General features: G+C 58.6%; 19 protein-coding genes. 7 read left to right on the forward strand and 12 right to left on the reverse strand.

What is annotated here, in order from left to right; genetic code table 11:
• Nucleotides 1-8: 8 nt before the first annotated feature.
• From D888_RS0119720 to D888_RS0119730, 3 genes are read right to left on the reverse strand one after another with little or no spacing between them, the layout of a single operon-like run.
• On the reverse strand, nucleotides 9-1,160 hold the full coding sequence (locus D888_RS0119720) for a (Fe-S)-binding protein (RefSeq protein ID WP_020678301.1): 1,152 nt from the start codon (nucleotides 1,158-1,160) through the stop codon (nucleotides 9-11).
• Nucleotides 1,161-1,215: 55 nt separating this feature from the next.
• On the reverse strand, nucleotides 1,216-1,758 hold the full coding sequence (locus D888_RS0119725) for a 4Fe-4S dicluster domain-containing protein (protein WP_020678302.1): 543 nt from the start codon (nucleotides 1,756-1,758) through the stop codon (nucleotides 1,216-1,218).
• A 5-nt stretch (nucleotides 1,759-1,763) separates the two neighbouring features.
• Nucleotides 1,764-3,776, reverse strand: a complete 2,013-nt coding sequence (locus D888_RS0119730; RefSeq protein WP_020678303.1) for an aldehyde ferredoxin oxidoreductase N-terminal domain-containing protein — start codon at nucleotides 3,774-3,776, stop codon at nucleotides 1,764-1,766.
• Nucleotides 3,777-3,982: 206 nt separating this feature from the next.
• Here D888_RS0119730 and D888_RS0119735 point away from each other — a divergent pair, with 206 nt between their 5' ends.
• From D888_RS0119735 to D888_RS0119765, 7 genes are all read left to right on the forward strand, one after another.
• Nucleotides 3,983-4,438, forward strand: a complete 456-nt coding sequence (locus D888_RS0119735) for a GNAT family N-acetyltransferase (protein ID WP_020678304.1) — start codon at nucleotides 3,983-3,985, stop codon at nucleotides 4,436-4,438.
• A gap of 14 nt (nucleotides 4,439-4,452) precedes the next feature.
• Complete coding sequence (locus tag D888_RS0119740) at nucleotides 4,453-4,884, forward strand: Rrf2 family transcriptional regulator (protein WP_020678305.1); 432 nt, start codon at nucleotides 4,453-4,455, stop codon at nucleotides 4,882-4,884.
• A 61-nt stretch (nucleotides 4,885-4,945) separates the two neighbouring features.
• A complete protein-coding gene (locus D888_RS0119745; protein WP_020678306.1) occupies nucleotides 4,946-5,350 on the forward strand; it encodes a hypothetical protein in 405 nt (134 codons plus the stop codon).
• Between the two features lie 81 nt (nucleotides 5,351-5,431).
• Entirely contained in the window at nucleotides 5,432-6,760 is a 1,329-nt protein-coding gene (locus tag D888_RS0119750) for a CDP-alcohol phosphatidyltransferase family protein (RefSeq protein WP_020678307.1), read from the forward strand.
• 68 nt (nucleotides 6,761-6,828) lie between these two features.
• Complete coding sequence (locus D888_RS0119755; RefSeq protein WP_020678308.1) at nucleotides 6,829-7,485, forward strand: transglutaminase-like domain-containing protein; 657 nt, start codon at nucleotides 6,829-6,831, stop codon at nucleotides 7,483-7,485.
• A gap of 83 nt (nucleotides 7,486-7,568) precedes the next feature.
• Nucleotides 7,569-9,398, forward strand: coding sequence for a bifunctional acetyl-CoA hydrolase/transferase family protein/GNAT family N-acetyltransferase (locus D888_RS0119760; protein ID WP_020678309.1), 1,830 nt, complete (start codon nucleotides 7,569-7,571; stop codon nucleotides 9,396-9,398).
• A complete protein-coding gene (locus D888_RS0119765; RefSeq protein WP_020678310.1) occupies nucleotides 9,395-10,384 on the forward strand; it encodes a histone deacetylase family protein in 990 nt (329 codons plus the stop codon). Before D888_RS0119760 ends, D888_RS0119765 begins: the two co-directional genes overlap by 4 nt.
• A gap of 14 nt (nucleotides 10,385-10,398) precedes the next feature.
• Here the strand turns inward: D888_RS0119765 and D888_RS0119770 are convergent, their stop codons facing one another.
• The 9 genes from D888_RS0119770 to D888_RS0119810 are packed head-to-tail and all read right to left on the reverse strand — an operon-like array spanning nucleotide 10,399 to nucleotide 19,591.
• Nucleotides 10,399-11,994 (reverse strand): benzoate-CoA ligase family protein, encoded by a 1,596-nt coding sequence (locus D888_RS0119770; protein ID WP_020678311.1) that lies wholly within the window; start codon nucleotides 11,992-11,994, stop codon nucleotides 10,399-10,401.
• The gene (locus D888_RS0119775) at nucleotides 11,995-12,867 is read right to left on the reverse strand and encodes an amidohydrolase family protein (RefSeq protein WP_020678312.1); all 873 of its coding nucleotides are present in this window, start codon (nucleotides 12,865-12,867) and stop codon (nucleotides 11,995-11,997) included.
• A gap of 52 nt (nucleotides 12,868-12,919) precedes the next feature.
• A complete protein-coding gene (locus D888_RS0119780) occupies nucleotides 12,920-13,690 on the reverse strand; it encodes a cyclohexa-1,5-dienecarbonyl-CoA hydratase (protein WP_020678313.1) in 771 nt (256 codons plus the stop codon).
• Nucleotides 13,691-13,692: 2 nt separating this feature from the next.
• Nucleotides 13,693-14,838, reverse strand: a complete 1,146-nt coding sequence (oah, locus tag D888_RS0119785) for a 6-oxocyclohex-1-ene-1-carbonyl-CoA hydratase (protein ID WP_020678314.1) — start codon at nucleotides 14,836-14,838, stop codon at nucleotides 13,693-13,695.
• A gap of 40 nt (nucleotides 14,839-14,878) precedes the next feature.
• Nucleotides 14,879-15,943, reverse strand: coding sequence for a 6-hydroxycyclohex-1-ene-1-carbonyl-CoA dehydrogenase (gene had, locus D888_RS0119790; protein WP_020678315.1), 1,065 nt, complete (start codon nucleotides 15,941-15,943; stop codon nucleotides 14,879-14,881).
• Between the two features lie 29 nt (nucleotides 15,944-15,972).
• Nucleotides 15,973-16,407, reverse strand: coding sequence for an acyl-CoA thioesterase (locus D888_RS22590; protein ID WP_020678316.1), 435 nt, complete (start codon nucleotides 16,405-16,407; stop codon nucleotides 15,973-15,975).
• A 3-nt stretch (nucleotides 16,408-16,410) separates the two neighbouring features.
• A complete protein-coding gene (locus tag D888_RS0119800) occupies nucleotides 16,411-17,556 on the reverse strand; it encodes a thiolase family protein (protein ID WP_020678317.1) in 1,146 nt (381 codons plus the stop codon).
• 8 nt (nucleotides 17,557-17,564) lie between these two features.
• On the reverse strand, nucleotides 17,565-18,326 hold the full coding sequence (locus D888_RS0119805) for an SDR family NAD(P)-dependent oxidoreductase (RefSeq protein ID WP_020678318.1): 762 nt from the start codon (nucleotides 18,324-18,326) through the stop codon (nucleotides 17,565-17,567).
• Nucleotides 18,326-19,591, reverse strand: a complete 1,266-nt coding sequence (locus D888_RS0119810) for a thiolase family protein (protein ID WP_020678319.1) — start codon at nucleotides 19,589-19,591, stop codon at nucleotides 18,326-18,328. The genes D888_RS0119805 and D888_RS0119810 overlap by 1 nt, the downstream gene beginning before the upstream one ends.
• Nucleotides 19,592-19,593: the final 2 nt, after the last annotated feature.

Raw genomic sequence — 19,593 nt, forward strand, 5'->3', positions numbered from 1 at the left:
TATCAGTTTTAAAGCAGAGCCTGAATAATTTCCGTGAGATCTTTGATCTCCAACGCTTCACTCTCGTCCAGGCCCAGACAGCTGTCGGTGAAGTTGGTGATGCAATAGGGGCAGGAGGTCACCAGCACCTCGGCTCCGACGGCCACCGCCTGTCTCACACGCAGATCGGAGAAGCGATCCTCCTTGGGGGTTTCCATCCAGATGTGACCGCCGCCGCCGCCACAACAGAGGCTGCTCTCGCGCGAATCGGCCATCTCATTCAAGGTCAGCCCGGGGATCTGCTGCAGCAGGTCGCGCGGGGCATCGTAGATGCCGTTATGTCGGCCGAGGTAGCAGGGATCGTGATAGGTGACCGTTTTGGGGTACTCGCCGGTCAGCTTGAGGCGGCCGGTTTTTACCAGCTCGGCGATATATTCGGAGATGAAAACCACCTCGAAGTTGACCATGAATTCGGGGTATTCGTTCTTGAAGCTGTGATAGCAGTGGGGTGAGGAGACCAGAACCTTCTTCACACCCTGATCGATAAAGGCCTTGATATTATCCTTGGCCAGGCGTTTGAACAGATCTTCATTGCCGGTCTTGCGGATGCTTTCGCCACAGCAGCTCTCCTTGCTGCCGAGAATGCCGAAATCGACCCCGGCCTTGTTCAGAATGGCGGTGGTGGCGGCGGCGACTTCACGCATACGCGGATCGTAGCTGAGGTAACAGCCGGTGAAATAGAGGATTTCCATCCCCTCGGCATAGGGCTTGACTGAAAGCTCCTTGGCCCAGTCGGCGCGTTTATCACGATCGCCGCCGAGGGAGTTGCCTTCAGAGGTTAGACTGGCGATGATATTCTGGATTGGCGCGATATTGCCCGGATAGACGTCATACTCGGCACCGAGTTTGCGCAGGGCGACCCCGGCTTCGATCTGGTTCACGCCACGCGGGCAGCGCTGAACGCAGGTGCCGCAGGTCGTGCAGCGCCACATCTCTTCCTGGTCAATCTCGGTCAAACCGAAGGTCGCCTGGCGGATGATCTTGCGCATACTGAAATCGCGCACCCGGTTCCAGGGGCAGACCGCATCGCACAAGCCGCACTGGTAGCAGTACTTGAACGAGTCGCCACCATTCTCTTTGATGACCTCGATGATTTCATTTTCGGGGGCTACAGTTTCCACGGTCCCACCTATTCTTGCGAATTAACTTGCTTTAGAAGTTCAGGCTTTCTGCGATTCACTTCTTTTCCTTGGCCAGCTGCGCAACCATGTCGGCGACCTTGTCGAGGCCATGCTTGTCGACCAGGGATTGCAGGCCGGTCTCGATCTCTTCCGGGTTCGGCTCTTCTTCGTCGATCTCTACTTCCCGTTCTTCATAGGTCAGGGCGTCAACCATGCACCACTTGACGCACAGGGGTTCATCCTCTCCTTCGCACATGTCGCATTTCAGCGGCAGTCCGGAATCGGGTTCCTTGAACTCATCGCGCGACGGGCAGGCCGCCCGACAGAAGACACACTCGTCGTATTCTTTGCCGTCGATGGTGTATTTGTCGCGTCCTGCACATTCGGCCGCCGCATACTCGCCGGCGTAGACCGGGACATAGACATCCCTGATCGGTTCACGCGTCACCCGGATACGTGAACGCGCCGGATTATTGCTGCTGTATTTCGGCATCGCGTGAAAGGAGGAGCAGATGACCTCGCAAGCACGGCAGCCGTTGCATTTATCGATATCAATCTTGATGGTTTTGATGGTTTTGGTTTTCTTAGGGCTCGTCACGGTTTTTATCCTTCGACCAGGGTTTCGTTGGAAGACACATCCTCTGCCGGCAGATCATCACCTTCGGTCAAGATCCCGCGGGCGATAAAATCTGCACACACGTAATCCAGGCCCAGGTCGTGGAGGGATTCTTTGGTCGGGATGCCATCTGCATTCCAGCCTTTGAATTTGTAGTAGCCGTCAAGCAGTTGTTCCTCAAGTTCGGGGAAGCGCTTTTTCCAGTGATTCTCCGGTGGCTTTTCATCCTTGCGCCGCATCCCTCTGTTGGTATTAACCGCTCTCACCAGGGTCCGATATCTTTTGGCGGCTTTTTTGAGCTGTTCTTCATTCATCTCGATTCCGGCACCAGCCGAGATAAACTGCGGATAGTTGTGGATGTGATACGGCGGTTTCAAGGGGAAGGATGACAGCCCGGCGCACTGGCCGAGGGCGTCGTCGATATAGTGCATGGTCTCCTGCCAGTCGACAATATTGCACGACATTTCGATGGTCGGGTAATAGGGATTTGAGTTTTCGCCGCGGAACTCCCAGTCGAGTAAATACTGCTTGAACTTTTCATCCGGCACCTGGACCCAGTCGGAAACGAAGGCTTCGCGCTCCTCCATGGTCGCAAACGGTGCCTGGGGGAACTGTCCTTCAATCTGGGTAATGTTCATCTTCTCGCCGGTGGCATACATCAGGAAGTAGACCGGATTCAGCATCGAGAGCTTGAGCGGCAGCTGTTCGGTCTTCTTGATGTTGTTGTGCGCATAGGCTTCGGCACCATTGCCGATCTCTTTGGCCGCCCAATAGGTGCCATTGGCGAGGATGTCGCCAATCCCTTCGCGACGGACAATTTTATCGAGCAGATAGTAGAACCGGCCCTCGGTGTCCTCGGGCATGTCAGGGAAATCAGAGGCAGGCAGAATGTCGTTTTCCAGCAGTTCCAGGGCGAAAGCCATCACCTGCGGGGTGGAGAAGCCATCCACGCCGTACTCGGTGGCTTTCTGCGCAATGCGCAGACCAAAATCCAGGTCCGAAAAGGCGCCCATGGTGTAGGTAAGTTTGGTGAAGCATTTCATCATGTAGGTCGGCAGCCCCGGCATCGAGATCGTCGCGCCGCATTCCATCGGGCAGTTGAAGCAACTCACCAGCCGGGTGCGAGCCTTGTCCAGGGTTTCTGTCCACTCTTTTTCAATCTCCTCGTTCCAGAAGTCCTTGCGCCTGGTCCGGGAATTGCCCCACATGAAATTTTCGGTATGCCATTTTTCATCATGGACCTTCATCTCCTGCGGTGAACCCAGCCCGGCCAGAATCGGCATGACGCCGGGGATGGGGTTCCCTTCGCGGTGCTTGATGTAGGCCAGTACCTCGTGGCACAGCTCCATGTATTTTGCCGGCTCGGCGATGTTGAGATCCTTGGTGCCGCGCACCACGATTGCCTTGACCCCCTTGTCGCCCATGACCGCGCCTATCCCGCCGCGGCTGGCGCTTGAGCGGCCCTGCTCGATCGAGGCGTAGAACACCCGGTTTTCACCGGCCATGCCGATGGCCGCGACCTGGGCCTTGGGCTCTTTCAGTTCGGCCTTGATCAATTCCGCGGTTTCGACCGCGCCCTTGCCGCGCAGATGAGAGGCATCGCGAATCTCGACCTTGTCGTCCTTGATCCACAGATAAACCAGATCGGGCGACTTGCCGCGCAGGACCACTTTGTCATAACCGGCGTATTTCAATTCCGGCGCCCAGAAGCCGCCCATCATTGAAAAGGCCATTAATTTTGTCTGGGGGGAGATGGTGGAGACAATCGTCCGGTTGCAGCCGGTGGCGGGGGTGCCGCACAGCAGCCCGGTGCCGAAGATCAGCAGGTTGTCGGGAGAAAAGGCCTCAACCTCGGGGGCGACGCGATCCCAGATGAGTTTGGTGTTGGTCCCCAGGCCACCAAGATAGAGTTCGGTGTCTTTCGGATCAGTCGCAACCTTCTCGATGTTGCCGCGGGTGAGGTCAATCTCTAAATTGAAGCCGGTCTCTGCGTACCTCATGTGCCACCCCTTTTGTTCGGATCTATTGGTTCAGAAAGTATTATTATGCATAAAGGTACTTCAATACCTATTTAACTGTCAAGCAAATTTAACTCTGTTTTTGGTCATGAGAAAGAGGCCAGGGAAATGACTTGTCTCGCTGCTCGAATTTATGGTACCAAAATACCAGTTTTGTTTATGACCTTTTTTTGAGGCTGGATGATCGAGTGAATACTGCGCTGACCGCCCAAGTCACCATTCGCAATGCCCTGGCCACCGACTTTGACTCCGTGATCGACCTGGATCTGGTCGGGGTTGCGGCAGAAAAGCCCGCATATTGGCGCGGGATCTTTGACCGCTACGTCACCGTTGGCCGGGAAGACCGGATTTTTCTGGTCGCCGAACGGCATGGGGCGGCGGTCGGTTTTATTGTCGGCGAAGTGCGCGCCTGGGAGTTTGGCTCTCCCCCCTGTGGTTGGGTCTTTGCGCTGAGTGTCTCGCCGCAAACTCGCGAGCTGGGGGTTGGGCAGCTGATGTTTGAAGAGATCTGCCGTCGTCTGAAAAAGGCCGGAGTCTCGACCGTGCGGACCATGGTCGACCGGGAGAATAAACTGACCCTGTCGTTCTTCCGCAGTCAGGGCTTGCGCACCGGGCGCTATATCGAACTCGAAAAACCGCTTTAGCCAGGAATCCTGCTATGAAAATGCACAAGGCGAGCTTGTTTGCGCTCTATGCGGTCCTCGAACTGGCCAGTGATCCTGAGCGCCAACTCTCGACCACCGAGATTGCGGACAAATACGGGATCTCCACTCATCATCTGGCCAAGGTGTTACGCACCCTGGTACGCTCCGGTCTGGTTCAGGCGGTGCGCGGCGCGGGCGGCGGCTATCGCTTCACCGGCGTCGTCAACCGTACGACGCTGCTGGATGTCATTGAGCTGTTCGAATCCCTGGAATCAGAGCTCGATGCGCCGAACCCCAAAGGGCAGGATGGTGGCGCGGTAATCGAGGAGCTTCTGAGTATTACCCGCGAGATTGACGATCTCACCAAAGCGGTGCTCGACACCATCACCCTCGAAACCGCCCTCAACAGCGCAAACCTGCGCGCGCTGGTCAAACCGGTTTCCTGAGGGCGGGAGCTCGTCGAAGGTCGGATGTGCCGGGATAGTTTCGAAACAGAGAGGATGCATCATGCGGGATAAGCGCGACAGCGAACATGGGAACAGCCCGAGGATGGGACGGATCGGCAATCGTCCCTACTGGCTGCTTAATCTCTCCCTGCCGATCAGGGCGGCCCATCAGGTCGGCGCGGCGGTTTTTCTTGCGGCCTATCTGCTCAATGTTCTGCCCGGTCCGCCACGACTCTATGTGGGGATTGCCCTGATCAGTGGAGGGTTGCTCATGCTCAGCGAATGGTTGCGTCATCGCCAGATCTTCAGGGAAGTGGCGGGCTTGATTACGCTGACGAAAATTCTGCTGCTGGGCGCGGCCTACCACGGCTACCTGCCCACGACCGAAACCGTACTCCTGGCCTTTGTTATTGCCTCGATCGGCGCACATGCCCCGAAAAATGTCCGTCACCGCCTGTTGTTTTAGGCGGAAGTGTCGGACAGTGGGGCTAGCCTTGGGGCTGGATCAAAAACAAGCAGCAATCTCTAACCGTCGGTTTAAGAATCTATGACAGCTTACAGCTCTATCATGCTTGAGATCCTGCTACCTGTGTTGCTGATACTGGGTGCAGAACGCTTCGCCGTCAGCCGTTTTCTGCGGACGCCCAAACAGATCGCCTGGGTGCGTGCGCACCGCTGGCTTCACCCTAACGCCATCAGCCGGGCCCGCTATCCCATGGGATTTATCTCCGTGGCCTTGCTGTACCTCGGTTTTCCGCGGCTCTGTTTTCTGTTCTTCACCTTCTGGATGATCACCGATATCACCGATGGGGATATTGCTCGCAAGTGTGATCTGCACACAGTCGAGGGGGAGTCCATCGACCCCTTCTCCGACAAGCTCATGTATTCCCCCATGCTGGCATATATGGCTTGGTTGGGCTGGCTCAACCCGGTATTGGTGGGGCTGTTTCTGACCTTCGATGTTATCGGACAGACCTCGCGCCGCTTCAGCAAGGTGAAAGCGGCGAACCTGTTTGGCAAGGCCAAGACCTTTCTGGTGGTGGTGCTGCTGATTGTTGTCGGCCTGGTCATCATCTACGGGAGACTGCCGATACTTAGCCGCGCCATTTACCCGCTCCTCTGGATCTGCACCAGCCTCGCGTTTTGCTCGACGATCTTCAAACTTATTCCCAATTACTGGTATGCCAACATTCTCAGCATCTTGAACCTGGTCTGTGGCCTCGCCGGCTGCTGGGTGATCCTCAGCGGTCACCCGCCGGTCTACGCGCTGGGCCTGGTGTTTTTGGGGCAGTTTCTTGATCTCTTTGATGGGCGCGCTGCCGAGCGCTGGGGCTCTACCCCCAAAGGGGAGTTGTTCGACGATGTGGCCGACGGGACCAGCTTCGGACTGACCGCCGGGCTGATTGTCACGACCTCCTTTGCACAGTTGTGGGTCGGGCTGCTGCTGGGCGGATTGTACGCCGGAGCGACCGTGTACCGGCTGATCCGCTTTGTTGTCGAAAAAAGAAAGCAGGGGATCCAGGGGGGAGTGACGACCTTCGCCGGGATGCCGTCACCCGCCGGAGCCTTGCTGGTGGGAACTACCTGTGTGCTGATTGCCAGCGATCTGGTCAGCGGCATCATCGTTGTCACAGCCGCCTTGCTGATGATCTCGCGCATACCCTACGCCCACTTCGGTCGCGCCATCCTGCCGAAAATCCCCAAAGTCGTGCGGGTTCTGGCCCTCGGCGCGTTTCTGTTTCTGCTGGCTCTGGGGGTCCATCGCGATAACTATCTCGCGCCGCTCCTCATCGCCTTTATTGCGGCCATAAGTTACCTGGTCTCCCCCCTGCTCCGGGGGAAGGGTTCTGCCCAGGAATCTCCGGAGTCTCCATGAGCTGGCTGCAAATCCGACTGTCTGGCGTCACCGTCTGCTGTTCTAAGGATTGAAGGAGAACCTTGACTATGATCGAATCCTGTTATCTGGAACCGGCTGAATTCATCGACAGTGACCATCCGGCGATTCAGGAGTTCGCCCTGAAATCCTTGACCGCCGGCGACACGGCGCTGGATCACGCCGTTGATCTCTACTATCGGGTGCGTGACGGCATCCGTTACACCCCGTATCTTGATTATTCGGACCCTGAAATGTACCGGGCCAGCAGCGTGCTGCGAAACGGTTTTGGTTTCTGCATCTCCAAGGCTTCTTTGCTGGCCGCCTGTGGCCGCGTCCTGCAGATTGAGTCGCGGGTCGGTTTTGGCGACGTCACCAACCATCTCAATTCCTCGCGTCTGCGCGAGATCAACAACGGCGATATCATGCGCTGGCACGCCTTCACCGAGTTTCACCTCGAAGACCGCTGGGTCAAGGCCACTCCAGCCTTCAATCTCGAACTCTGTACCCGGTTCAGGATCAAACCGCTCGAATTTAACGGGCTGGAGGATTCGATTTTTCATCCCTTCGATGCGGATCAGCGTCGGCATATGGAATATTTGAAGATGCGTGGTACTTTTGCCGATATCCCGCTGCCAGAGATTCTCGCCACCTGGAAAAGGCACAGCCCAAAGCTGCTGAAAAGTAATGCCTCCGGCGATTTCGGCGCCGAAGCGGAAATCGTATAAGCGAGCGGTTGTTCGCCCGGCAGGCTCATGTCTCAGTCAGCGCAGTTTCCGATTTGGGAACCAGTTAACCGGTGGGGAGTGACATGGAAGAACTAAGCGCCAGTTCCTGGAAGAAGTTCATCAATAATGGCTACCGGATTTTTATCGGCACCGGGGCTTCCTGCCCGCATCGCCTGATCGAGCTGTTTTTAGAATCGGTCGGGCAGTTCAACGATCTCGAGTTTGTCTACCTGCTGACCCTGGGCAAAACCCCCTGGATCGATCCGCAGTACGAGCAAAACCTGCGGGTCAATACCTTTTTTGTCGATCAGGGCAGCCGCGAAGCGGTCCGCTCCGGGAACGCCGATTATACCCCCTGTTTTCTCTCCGAAATTCCGGCCTTGCTGCGCGACAATATCCTACCGGTCGATATCTCCTTTATCCAGGTGACCCCGCCCGATGCTCAGGGCTATTGTTCCCTGGGCGCCTCGGTCGATATCGTCATGGCCGCCGCCAAGTCGGCGAAGTACATCATCGCTCAGATCAATGACCAGATGCCCCGCACCTTCGGCCAGTGCTACCTGCACCAGGACGAGATTTCAGCCTTCATCAGGGTCTCGGAGCCGCTGCCGGAGGTGGCTCCGTCCGAACTGTGCGAGGCCACTCTGCAGATCGGCAAGTATGTCTCGCTGCTGATCGAGGATGGCTGCACCCTGCAGGTCGGCATCGGTAAGATTCCCGATGCGGTCCTGTACCAGTTGACCGGCCACAATGACCTGGGTGTGCACACCGAGATGTTCAGCGACGGCCTGCTGCAGTTGTACAACCACGGCAATATCACCAACCGCCTGAAGGGCCTGCACGAGGGGAAGACGATCACCTCCTTCTGCTACGGCAGCCGCGAACTCTATGCCTTTATCGATAACAACCCGCATATCGAGTTCCACGGCACCGAATATGTCAACAACCCGGCGGTGATTGCGCGCAACAATAAAATGATCTCGATCACCAGTGCGACCCAGGTCGATCTGACCGGCCAGATCGTCTCCGATTCGGTCGGTGGCCAGTTTTACAGCGGCATCGGCGGGCAGGTGGATTTTATCCGCGGGGCGGGGATGAGCCGCGGTGGACGACCGATCATTGCCCTGCCCTCCACGGCAAAAAACGGCACGTTTTCACGCATCGTCTCGGAGATTAACTCGGGCGCCGGAGTGGTCGCGACGCGCGGCGACGTGCATTATGTGGTCACGGAATACGGTATCGCCACCCTGCGCGGGCGCAGTATCCGCGAACGGGTGATGGAGCTGATTCAGATCGCCCACCCGAAATTTCGTGAACAGCTGCTTGAGGATATGCAGCGTTCCGGCAAGGTGCCCGCCTATCAGCGCCACACCCCGGCGACGGTCAAGGAACTCGGGACCACTGAGGTGCTCAAACTGGAGGGCCAGGAACGGGATTATTTCCTGCGTCCGCTCCACCCCTCTGATCAACTCCGTCTGCAGAGTTTCTTCTATTCCCACGACAAGGTCACCCTGTTTCAACGCTACCGCAATGAGCCGAAAAAGATGGGAACCGTTCAGGCCTATCGCCTGGTCAACACCGATCTCCGCAAGGATATGGCGCTGTGCATTGTCGAACGCCAGGGTCCTCGCGAGGTCATCCTGGCGGTTGGACGCTACTATATCCTTGAGCAGGGGATAAGCGCTGAAGCGGCGTTTGTCGTGCATGAGTCCATGCGCGGCAAAGGTTTCGCCAGCTTGCTGTTGGCGAAACTCATTGATATCGCACGTCGGCGCGGGGTGAAAATCTTGACCGGTAATGTGCGGAAGGATAATCCCGCGATGCGCCGGGTATTCGAAAAGTTTGGCTTCATCAGCGAGCCTGCGGAAGACCCGGTTGAGCTGGAATTTAAGCTGCAACTGGAAGAGCCATGAAGGAGCTGGCGGCCAGATTTCCTTTTCGGAGGGAGTATTTTCAGCTCTTTTCCCACCCGGACTGTCTACTGCATCAGGTCGGGGAAGATCACCCGGAAACAGCGGGGCGCTTGCGTCAGGTCCTGCGCGGTTGCTCAGCTCTTGCCGCCAGCCTGCCGATCTCCGTTCAGATCCCGCCTCTGGCCAGGGTCTTCCAGCTGGAGCAGATTCACGAGAAGGACTATCTGATGCGGCTGAAGATCGCTTGCCTGCGCTCACAGCCCTATTTCATGTCACCCGACAACCATATCAGTCCACAGACGTTTAAGGCCGTGCTCGCCGCCGGAGGTTGCTCCCTGGCGTTGGCCGCGACCCTGCTGGAACAGGGCGCCGGTTTTGCCCTGGTGCGCCCGCCCGGCCATCACGCCGGGCGTAACCGCGCGGAGGGCTTCTGCTTCGTCAACCATGCCGCGCTGGTGATTGAAACCATTCGTCGCCAACAACCGCAGGCTTGTTTTCTGGTGGTTGATTTTGATGTTCATCACGGGAACGGCTTCAATTTTCTCTATTATGACGACCCGCGGATTTTCTATTATTCCCTGCACGGCTCACCCGAGCACATCTTTCCCAACACCGGTCATGGGCATGAGAGCGGATATGGGCCGGGCAGCGGCTGTACCTGCAATATTACCCTGCCGCTCGAATGTTCGGGCGACCAGTGGCTGCAACAGTTCAGTGAAAATCTGCGTAATTTTGAACGGAAGATCCGTCCGGATTATCTGCTGGTGAACGCCGGGTTTGACGCCCACCGCGAAGATCCGTTCGGGGTGATGAACGTTGAGGATCGACATTTTCTTGCCGCCGTAAATCAGCTCCAGATGCTTGCCCGCGAATACTGCGCGGGCAAGATCGGGCTGTTTCTCGAAGGCGGCTATTCGCTGGAGGTGCTTGAACGCCTGGTGCCGCAAATTATCGCGGAATTGGCCCTGGCCCAGCGCCAGTCTTGATCTGCTTTTCTTTCTTACCCGACGACCATAGTGCGCAGTTTGTAGCGCTGAATCTTGCCGGTCGCGGTCTTGGGCAGCTCCTCCACAAAGTGGAACTGGCGCGGATACTTGTAAGGGGCGAGCGCTGTTTTACAATGCTGGCGCAGTTCGTCGCTCAGGGTTTTACCGGCGGCGGCCGGATTCTTCAGCACGATATAGGCTTCGGGCTTGATCAGACCGACCCCGTCAGCCCGGCCGACAACCGCCACCTCCAGCACCTCGGTATGTTCAATCAGCTTGGCCTCGATTTCAAACGGTGAGCACCAGATGCCGCCGACTTTCATCATATCGTCGTTGCGCCCGCAATAGTAGTAGTAGCCGTCATCATCCTGAAAATAGGTATCGCCGGTATCGAGCCAGCCATCAACCATGGCCAGGGCCGTCTTCTCCGGTTGGTTCCAGTAGCAGCGTGCGGTGGACCCACCGCTGATCCATAAGCGCCCCGGGTCTCCGGCTGCGGCTTCCTGTCCGGCATCGTCAATAATTTTCAAGCGGTAACCGGGGACCACCCGCCCGCTCGACCCGGGCATCAGGTCGTCGACCCGGTTGGAAATGAAGATGTGCAGTGCCTCGGTGGAGCCGATGCCGTCCAGAATCACCAGTCCGGTTGCTTCGCGCCAGCGGTTGAAAATATCGGCCGGCAGCGCCTCCCCGGCCGAGACACAGAGCCTGATCGAGGAGAGGTCTGGTTTTTCGCTCGCCAGGGCCTGTAACTGGCCGGCATACAGGGTCGGCACGCCGAAATAGAGGGTCGGCTTGAACTGTTCGATGGTGGCAAAGGTCGACTGCGGCGTCGGGCGACCATCATACAGCACCGCAGTGCCACCGACCCAGAGCGGAAAGCACATGCCGTTGCCGAGGCCGTAGGCAAAGAACAGCTTGGCCGCCGAGAAACAGACATCCTCTTCGCGCATGCCGAGAATCTCCACCCCGTAGCACTGGCTGGTGACGACCATGTCGCGCTGTCGGTGAACCGTCCCCTTGGGGTTGCCGGTCGAGCCCGACGAATAGAGCCAGAAACAGTCGTCTTCAGCGCTGGCGGCTATAGCTTCGAGTTCGACCCTGGCTGTGGGCATCAGGCTTTGCAGGCTGGTCACATCACCTTCAACACAGAGGACCTGTGCCGGGGGCACCTCCAGCAGGGCCAGCGTCTCCTTGACTGCTGCAGTGTATTCGGTAGAAAAGATCAGCACCTTGCACCCGGAGTCGGCGAGAATGTAGGCGTAGTCCTTGGCCCGCAGCAGGGTATTGATCGGCACCGGCACCAGACCGGCCTTGATCGCACCCCAGAAGACGTAAAAAAACTCGGCGCAGTCCTTCATGATCAGCAGGACACGATCTCCGCGTTCAAGACCGAGATCAAGCAGAAGATTGCCGCAGCGATTGACGTTTTCGCTCAACAGCCGGTAACTGACCTCGTCCCCCTGGTTGGTGCGGATGGCGATCTTATCGCCTCGCCCCTCGCCGCAGTGGCGGTCAATGAAGGGGACCGCGACATTGAACACCGGGGCGAATTGCAAGGTTAATGGTGCTGTTGTCCGGTCGATGACTACGCTATGGTCTTTCAGCATCTAGTTCTCCTTGCCGGCGGTCAACCCGAGAAAAGCGCGCGGGTTGCTGGAAAATATGGCGGTTTCCAGCTCTTTCGGCAGTTGCAGCGACCTGACCAGGGCGATGTATTCAAGCACGATCTTTGCCTGGTAGAGCAGCGCATCTGAACCGAAACAGACCCGGTCCGGAAAATGGTTGATAAAGTCGATGTAGCTGCCGGGGTCCTGTTGGATATGCGGCCGCATGAAGGCGATATCGGTGAAGACGTTGGGGTAGCACTCGAGAATTTTGCTGCAAGCTTTGCGGCCGATGCCGAAGTGGGGAAAGTTGATGCGCAGGCGCGGGAAATCATCCAGGATCGCACACATGACATCCCCATATTGGCGTGCGTCCATGTGGTACACAACCGGCAGGCTATGGGCCTCGGCGAAGGCGAAGATTTCCCATTCGCGCTGTTGATATTGTTTCAGGCTGATGCCAAAAATTTCAGGGACGCTGGCAATGTGCAAGTCATTGCGGTCATCGCCCAGATAGAGGCCCTTGATGCCACGGAAGCCGCGGGCGATGGACGCCGTCAGCTGCTCCTCGACATCCCCCGCCAGGCAGCGCGTATCGAGCATGGGGAAGAGCAGACCCTCGCTCTTTTCAGAAAAGGACAGCAGAGCATCGGCTTCGTTGAAGAGCGGATCGCCCAGATTTTCGAAACCTTCCGGGATCAGGCGGATGATTTCATCCCGTTTAAGGCGGGTGTTGGCCAGCCCCATGACCGCCAGATGTTTGAGCCCGGCCCGGCGCAGACGTGCCAGCCCGGCCTCAACCTGTTCGGACTGTTCGAACCCGGCAAAGCAATGACAATGAACGTCAATAATCTCCTGCGCGCCAGAATTTTCCATCCTTACCTGCCTGGGGATTTCCCCCGTTTAAGGTCTGCCCCTTCGCTCGGATTTAACGATGTGTCCAGATGGCCGGACGCTTTTCCAGAAAAGCCGTCAGGCCTTCTACCGCGTCCTGGCTGGCCATCAATTCCTTGAGATAGAGGACTTCGACCCGCTCGAGTTTGGCCAGCACGCGCTGGCGATATTCATCGCGCGCAGCCAGCACTGCGAAGCGCAGGGAACTGGCGCTGTGTGGCGCCAACTGCTGATCGAAATAAGCCAGGGCGGCGGTTTCGGGATCTTCGCTGACCCTGTCGACCAGACCGGTTGCCAGCGCTTCCTCCGCGCCCATGCTGCGGCCGGAAAAGAGCAGATCTTCGGCATGTGCCTGGCCCATTCGTTCCGGGAGCAGGCAGCTGGCCGCCGGGGCGAAGACCGCCAGCTTGATCTCCGGCTGGCCGAGCTTGGCGTCGGGCGCAGCAAACAGCATGCTGCCGGCGGCGGCGACTTCCAGACCGCCCCCCAGGCACTGGCCCTTAATCGAGACCAGCATGGGGAGCGGAAAGGTGAGCATGTTGCGCACCAAACTGTGCAGCGCCTTAAGCATCGCGGCACAGCTGCCGGGAAGATGCTCCTCGACGCTGGCGCCGAAGCTGAAATGCGGGCCTTCATGGTCGAGCAGCACCGCGCGCAATTCTTTGACCTCCCGATACTCCGCCAGTGCATCATTCAGGGCGGCGATCATGACGGCATCGACGATATTGGCCTTGGGTCGCGCCAGGCGCAGGCGCAACAGGGTCCCGTCGCGGTCGAGCCAGACCTTCAGTGGGCTTTCACTCATCTTCAGCCCTCCTGTCCAGGCATCAGACTGTCGATCAGCTCCACTGTCCATGGCACACCTTTGGCCAGGCCCTGACGCAGCTTGACGTAATCGATCTCGCGCCCGGTTTCCTTGTTCCCCTCGTTGAAGGCGCGGAAGCCGGTGCGAGCTTCGTTCATCATGTTGAGGGCCAGCCAGGCGCGGGAATTTTCCTTATTGGCGTTCCAGGCGTTGAGCTTTGGCTTGCGCAACTCTTCGAGACTCTTGGTCATGCATTCGGGGAAGGTCTCGATCAGCTTGGCGCAGAAATCCTCGACCTTCTCATCGAGCATGCTCAGGTCGATCTCACCCGTTTTAAGTAGTTCGCGCCCATCCTTGAAGGCGCTGCCGGTCTTGAAATCACCGTGGACAATTCGGCCGTACTCGTCGAGATACTGATCGGTCACGACGGTCGGATTGGGAACAAACTTGCCGGCGATCTTCAGCGCCGGGACCACCTCGGCGATGATCCCGAGACGCGCCGCCTTGTGGGCCGAGAAGGGTTCGCAGAGGGTGCCGGAAATCATCGCCTGTTCGCAGCCGATCATTACCGGCAGAAAATCTGTCGCGCCGCCGATGGCCGCCGAGCCGTGCTTGGGTCCGGCCTGGCCGAAGTTGGCGAGATCCTGGGCGATAGTGAAGTCGCAGGCCATACCGATCTCCTGGCCGCCACCGATGCGCATGCCGTTGACCCGGCAGACCACCGGCTTGTCGCAACCGAGGATCGCCGAGACCATGTCGTTGAACAGGCGCATGTACTGGCGATATTCCTGCGGATTGCCGGCGTAATATTCGGCGTACTCCTTGGTGTTGCCGCCGGTACAGAACGCCTTGTCGCCGACCGCGGTAAAGACTACGGCGTTGACCTCGCGATCGCAGGAGGCGCGGCCAAAGGCAAGGATCGTTGCCTTGACCATGTCGGTGGTGTAAGAGTTGAACTGTTTCGGGTTGTTGAAGATGATCCAGGCGTTGTACAGCCCTTCGACAACTGTGCCGTCACGGCGCTTGGCGGGGCGTTTCTCGTATTTCACCATGCCGTCGCACAGGCTTTCGACCTCCTTGTCGATCAGGTTGTGGTCGATCAGGTGTGCAGGGGCGGTTGCGGCGATAATCTGGTCGGTATTGGACATTGTGTTTGATCTCCTTTGTTCGGAACCAATGAATAAATATTTACGGAATCAGAATCGCCCGGCGCTGCATTTGCTTGTCATGCACGGCGGCAAAGACGCGGTTGATTTCGGCGAGTGGCTGCTGCTCGGTAAAGGCTTTCAGCTCGATCTTGCCATCCAGCACCAGAGCCAGGGCAGCCGGGTAATGCTCGGGCAGACAGCCCCAGTTGCCGAGGGCGCGGGCATGGAAGGCCATCAGGTTGGAGAGGCGGATGTCGACCGTGTCCATGGTGAAGCCGACCACACTCAGGGTGGCGCCGTGGACCAGCAGACCATAGGCCGCTTCCTGTCCCGGTTTGCTGCCGGAACATTCGAAGATGAACCATTCGGTGGAAGGTAACCCTTGCTCTTTTGCAAAGGCACCGATCGCTTTTTTCAGATCACGACCGCTGATTTCGCGGCTGTTGAAGGTTTTTGCCGCGCCGTGTGCGGTAATGACGTCGAGTTTGGCCTGATCAATATCGATGGCGACCACCGTCGCGCCGAAGGCTTTGGCCATCTGCACGCAATAGCCTCCGACCCCGCCGACGCCGATGACAATCGCCAGACTTCCGGGGGTGACGCCAGCCTGATGGACCGCCTGATAGGGGGTGGTGACCGCGTCGGCGACCACCGAGACGTCGGCCAGCTCCAGCCCGACCGCTTTGAGGCGGGTTTCGTCAACCGGGCAGAGATCACGGGCCGGCACTACAATGTGGCTGGCGAATCCGCCCTGAATGTCGTTCCCCGGCATCTTCTGGCTGCGACAGATGGTCCCCTTGCCGCGTTTGCACAGCTCACATTCGCCGCAGGGCATGACCGCCGGGATGATCACGGCTTTGTCCTGCCACTGCTCAGCACCGCTGCCAGTGGCGATCACCCGACCGCTGATTTCGTGGCCCAGAGTCAACGGCAGCTCGCTGTTGGTGCGTACCCCATCATAAAAGAAGCCGAGGTCGGTGTGACAGACCCCGCAGCCGGCGACGGCCACCACGACTTCGCCAACTCCAGCGCTGGCGACAAAATCAACTTTTTCGAGGGGTTCTTTTACACCCTTCATCATCCATCTATAGGCTTTGATCGACATGGTGCGGTCTCCCGTTGGTTAAATAGAAATCAGGTTGAAAGCGAATCTCTGTGTGGTCCGAGTTCGGGTGAAGTAAAAAACTTTTGTATGTTCTCCGGCAGACTGCAAGGGCGCATCCCCTCACGTTTGACCCACAGATGCTGGGTATGTCCGCTGGTCAGTAACTGGTCTCCGCGCTCGACCCGGTAGCCGAACTGCAGACGACGTTTATTGGTCCAGTCGAGTTGGCAGCTGACCCTGATGGTTTCGCCATAGCGCGCTGCCAGACGGTAGTTCTGCTGCGCCTGGGTGATGATCATCAGATAGCCCAGGGCCTCGATGTCCGGATAGGGTAGGCCGGCCTCCCTGCAGAAGCGCGTGCGCGCCAGTTCGAACCAGATCAGATAGTTGGCGTGGTGCACAATTCCCATCTGATCGGTTTCGGCATAACGCACTTCAAGCTCGATGCTGGAGAGCTGCGGCATCTCCTATAACCTTTCAATCAGGGTCGCCAGGCCCTGGCCATGCCCGATGCAGAGCGAGGCGATGCCGTAACGACCGCCGCTGATCTCAAGTCCGTTGAGCAGGGTGGTGATCAGCCGGGTGCCGGTGCATCCCAGGGGGTGGCCGAGAGCGATCGCGCCACCCCAGGGGTTGACCTTCTGCGCTGGCAACTCAAGTTCGTTGATGCAGGCCAGCGCCTGGCTGGCGAAGGCTTCATTCAGTTCGAACAGATCGATATCGGCGACTGAAAGTTGGTTTTTCTGCAGCAGCTTGCGGATTGCGGGGACCGGCCCCATCCCCATCTGGCAAGGATCAAGTCCGACCACGGCAAAATCGATGACTCTAGCCCGTCGCTGCAGGGTGAAGCGTTCGCAGGCGGCGTCGGAGGCGAGCAGGCACAGGCTGGCGCCATCGTTGAGCGGTGAGCTGTTCCCCGCCGTGACGCTGCCGTCAGCCTTGAAGAGGGTTTTGAGTGCGGCGAGGTCGGCAAGAGAGGTGCCGGGGCGGGGGGACTGATCCAGTTCGGCCAGCGTATCACCTGCCGGAATCGCAATGATCTCGCGGATGAAATGGCCCGCCTGCTGTGCGGCGACTGCTCTGGCATGACTCTCAACTGCAAACTCATCTTGCGCGGTCCGACTGATGCCGTAGACCTGTGCGACCTTCTCCGCGGTCAGGCCCATGTTGTTGAAGGGGAATTCGTAGCTGGCCAGCAAGCCCTGATGATAATCGGTGGCGGCCTGCATCGGCACATGGGTCATATGTTCGACCCCGCCGGCCAGTAGCAGCTCGGCCTGGCCAGCCTTAATCGTCGAGGCGGCAAAGTTGAAGGCCTGCAGGCTGGAGGCGCAGAGGCGATTGATCGTGGTGCCCGGAATTGTGTCGGGCAACCCGGCCAGGAGTGCGGCGAGGCGGGCAATATTTTTCCCCTGCTCCAGGTGCTGACCGACACAGCCGATGTATATATCATCGAGTGCGAAGCTCAACTCTTTCCCTGCCGGCAGCCCGTCCAGCAGGCCGCGCATCAGCGCAGCCAGCATTTCATCGGCCCGGGCCTCGCGGAACAGCCCCTTGTCGGGATGAGCCCTGCCGATGGCGGTGCGTTTTGCTTCGACCAGATAAGCGTTCATACTTTGTCCTAGAGTGACAGCAGGCCGCAGCTTTTGCCGCCGTCGACATGCAGCACCTGGCCGGTGATAAATTCAGCCTCATCCGAGGCCAGAAAAGCGACCGCCGCGGCGATATCCTCAACCTTGCCCATCTTGCCGGTCGGCTGCATGCGGATCAGCCGTTCGCGGGCCTGGTCCGTCAGCCCCTGGGTCATGGGCGAGTCGATGGCACCCGGCGCCACGGCGTTGACATTGATCTGAAAGCGTGCGAATTCAAGCGCCAGCGAGCGGGTCAGGCTGACCAGTCCACCCTTGCTGGAGGTATAGTTGGCCTGACCGATACTGCCGAGCCAGGCGCGCGAGACGATGTTGACGATCTTGCCGGAGCGTTGGCTTTTCAGGGTCGGGAAGACCGCCTGGCAGCAGAGGAATGCCCCCTTGAGGTTAACATCCAGCACCTGATCCCAGTCCTGCTCTGAGATGTTACTGATCAGGTTGTCGCGGATGATCCCGGCGTTATTGACGAGCACATCGATGCGGCCGAACTTTTCAATGACCTGCGCAACCAGCAGTCCGACCTGCTCCTTGTTGGAAACATCGGCGCTGAGGGTTAAAATTTCAGCTCCGCTGAGACTGCTGGTCAATTGCTGCAAGTGCTCCGGATTGACATCCACCAGCGCCAGTTTGGCCCCCAGATCGGCAAAGCGACGGGAGATAGCGGCACCGATCCCCTGACCGGCGCCGGTGATCAGCACCACGCTGTCCGTCATGGCTTGTGTGGCCGCTGGCATCAGCAGGCCTCCACGGCGAGGGCGATCCCCTGGCCGCCGCCGATACAGGCTGAAGCGATCCCCAGTTGTTTCTTGTCGCGGTGCAGGGTTTTCAGACAGGTCAGGGTCAGGCGCACGCCGGTCGCACCCAGGGGGTGGCCGATGGCGATGGCGCCGCCGTTGACGTTGAGCTTCTCCTGATCGAGGTCCAGTGCTCTGGCCACGGCCAGGCATTGCGCCGAGAAGGCCTCGTTGATTTCGTAGCGGTCGATATCGCCGATGTTCAGCCCCATTTGGCCGAGCAGCAGGCGAATCGCCGGCACCGGGCCGATCCCCATGATGTCGGGACGAACTCCGGCTGCGGCAAACCCACGAATTTTGCCTAAAGGCTTCAGCCCGTGGGCGCGGACATAATCACCCGAGGCGACCATCAACGCGGCCGCGCCGTCGACAATCCCCGAAGCACTCCCGGCCGTAGTCGGGCCTTCCTTGCTGAACACATAGGGGAGTTTCGCCAGCTGCTCCAGAGTCGTCTGGCGCGGATGTTCATCATTGCTGATCCCTTCGCGGCCGTTGAGGCGGTACTTGCGCGGCTTATACGCGCCCATCTCCAGTACGCCCTTGGCGGCGACCGGAACAATTTCTCCGGCGAAGAACCCTGCCGCCAGGGCAGCGGCATAGCGTTCCTGGCTGCGCATCGAGAAGGCGTCAACCTCTTCGCGGCTCAGCTTGTATTCTTTTGCCAGATTATCCGCAGTGCAACCCATGGGGACGGCGGCGGTATCGTTCAAGGCCTCCCACAACAGGTCGACAAATTCGGGTCGTCCCAACTGGAAACCCTGGCGGGCCGAATAGGAGGCGAGCGGGAAGCGGCTCATGGTGTCGGTGCCGCAACCGAGGACCAGCTGGGCCTTGCCGAGGGCGATCTGCTCCGCCGCCTGTCCGAGCAGTTCCATCCCCGAACCACAGATGCGTTGGGTCAGGAGCGCGGTGCTTTGCAAGGGCGCCCCGGCGTAGAGGGAGATATGGCGGGGAAGAAAAAAGCTGTCGGCGCTCGCCTGACCGATATTGGCGACGATGGTCTGATCGATATCGTCAGCCGGTACCCCGGAAGCCTCAATCGCGGCGCGACTGGCAAAGATGCCGAGGTCGGTGGGGGAGACAGTGGAGAGACTGCCGGTATATTTACCGAAGGGGGTGCGTTTCCCGTCGATGAGATAGATGTCTTCAAACAACGCACCGCTGCCTGCCTGTTGATCGCGAAAACCCTTTACGCTTGCTTTCATGG

It is taken from the genome of Geopsychrobacter electrodiphilus DSM 16401, from assembly GCF_000384395.1.
GTDB classification, from domain to species: domain Bacteria; phylum Desulfobacterota; class Desulfuromonadia; order Desulfuromonadales; family Geopsychrobacteraceae; genus Geopsychrobacter; species Geopsychrobacter electrodiphilus.

Bases quoted from the DNA above. Each gene is read 5' to 3' on its own strand.
- D888_RS0119730 (WP_020678303.1), bottom strand. From the start codon at position 3,776: ATGAGGTACGCAGAGACCGGCTTCAATTTAGAGATTGACCTCACCCGC.
- D888_RS0119740 (WP_020678305.1), top strand. From the start codon at position 4,453: ATGAAAATGCACAAGGCGAGCTTGTTTGCGCTCTATGCGGTCCTCGAA.
- D888_RS0119745 (WP_020678306.1), top strand. From the start codon at position 4,946: ATGCGGGATAAGCGCGACAGCGAACATGGGAACAGCCCGAGGATGGGA.
- D888_RS0119750 (WP_020678307.1), top strand. From the start codon at position 5,432: ATGACAGCTTACAGCTCTATCATGCTTGAGATCCTGCTACCTGTGTTG.
- D888_RS0119755 (WP_020678308.1), top strand. From the start codon at position 6,829: ATGATCGAATCCTGTTATCTGGAACCGGCTGAATTCATCGACAGTGAC.
- D888_RS0119760 (WP_020678309.1), top strand. From the start codon at position 7,569: ATGGAAGAACTAAGCGCCAGTTCCTGGAAGAAGTTCATCAATAATGGC.
- D888_RS0119765 (WP_020678310.1), top strand. From the start codon at position 9,395: ATGAAGGAGCTGGCGGCCAGATTTCCTTTTCGGAGGGAGTATTTTCAG.
- D888_RS0119770 (WP_020678311.1), bottom strand. From the start codon at position 11,994: ATGCTGAAAGACCATAGCGTAGTCATCGACCGGACAACAGCACCATTA.
- D888_RS0119775 (WP_020678312.1), bottom strand. From the start codon at position 12,867: ATGGAAAATTCTGGCGCGCAGGAGATTATTGACGTTCATTGTCATTGC.
- D888_RS0119780 (WP_020678313.1), bottom strand. From the start codon at position 13,690: ATGAGTGAAAGCCCACTGAAGGTCTGGCTCGACCGCGACGGGACCCTG.
- oah (WP_020678314.1), bottom strand. From the start codon at position 14,838: ATGTCCAATACCGACCAGATTATCGCCGCAACCGCCCCTGCACACCTG.
- had (WP_020678315.1), bottom strand. From the start codon at position 15,943: ATGTCGATCAAAGCCTATAGATGGATGATGAAGGGTGTAAAAGAACCC.
- D888_RS22590 (WP_020678316.1), bottom strand. From the start codon at position 16,407: ATGCCGCAGCTCTCCAGCATCGAGCTTGAAGTGCGTTATGCCGAAACC.
- D888_RS0119800 (WP_020678317.1), bottom strand. From the start codon at position 17,556: ATGAACGCTTATCTGGTCGAAGCAAAACGCACCGCCATCGGCAGGGCT.
- D888_RS0119805 (WP_020678318.1), bottom strand. From the start codon at position 18,326: ATGCCAGCGGCCACACAAGCCATGACGGACAGCGTGGTGCTGATCACC.
- D888_RS0119810 (WP_020678319.1), bottom strand. From the start codon at position 19,591: ATGAAAGCAAGCGTAAAGGGTTTTCGCGATCAACAGGCAGGCAGCGGT.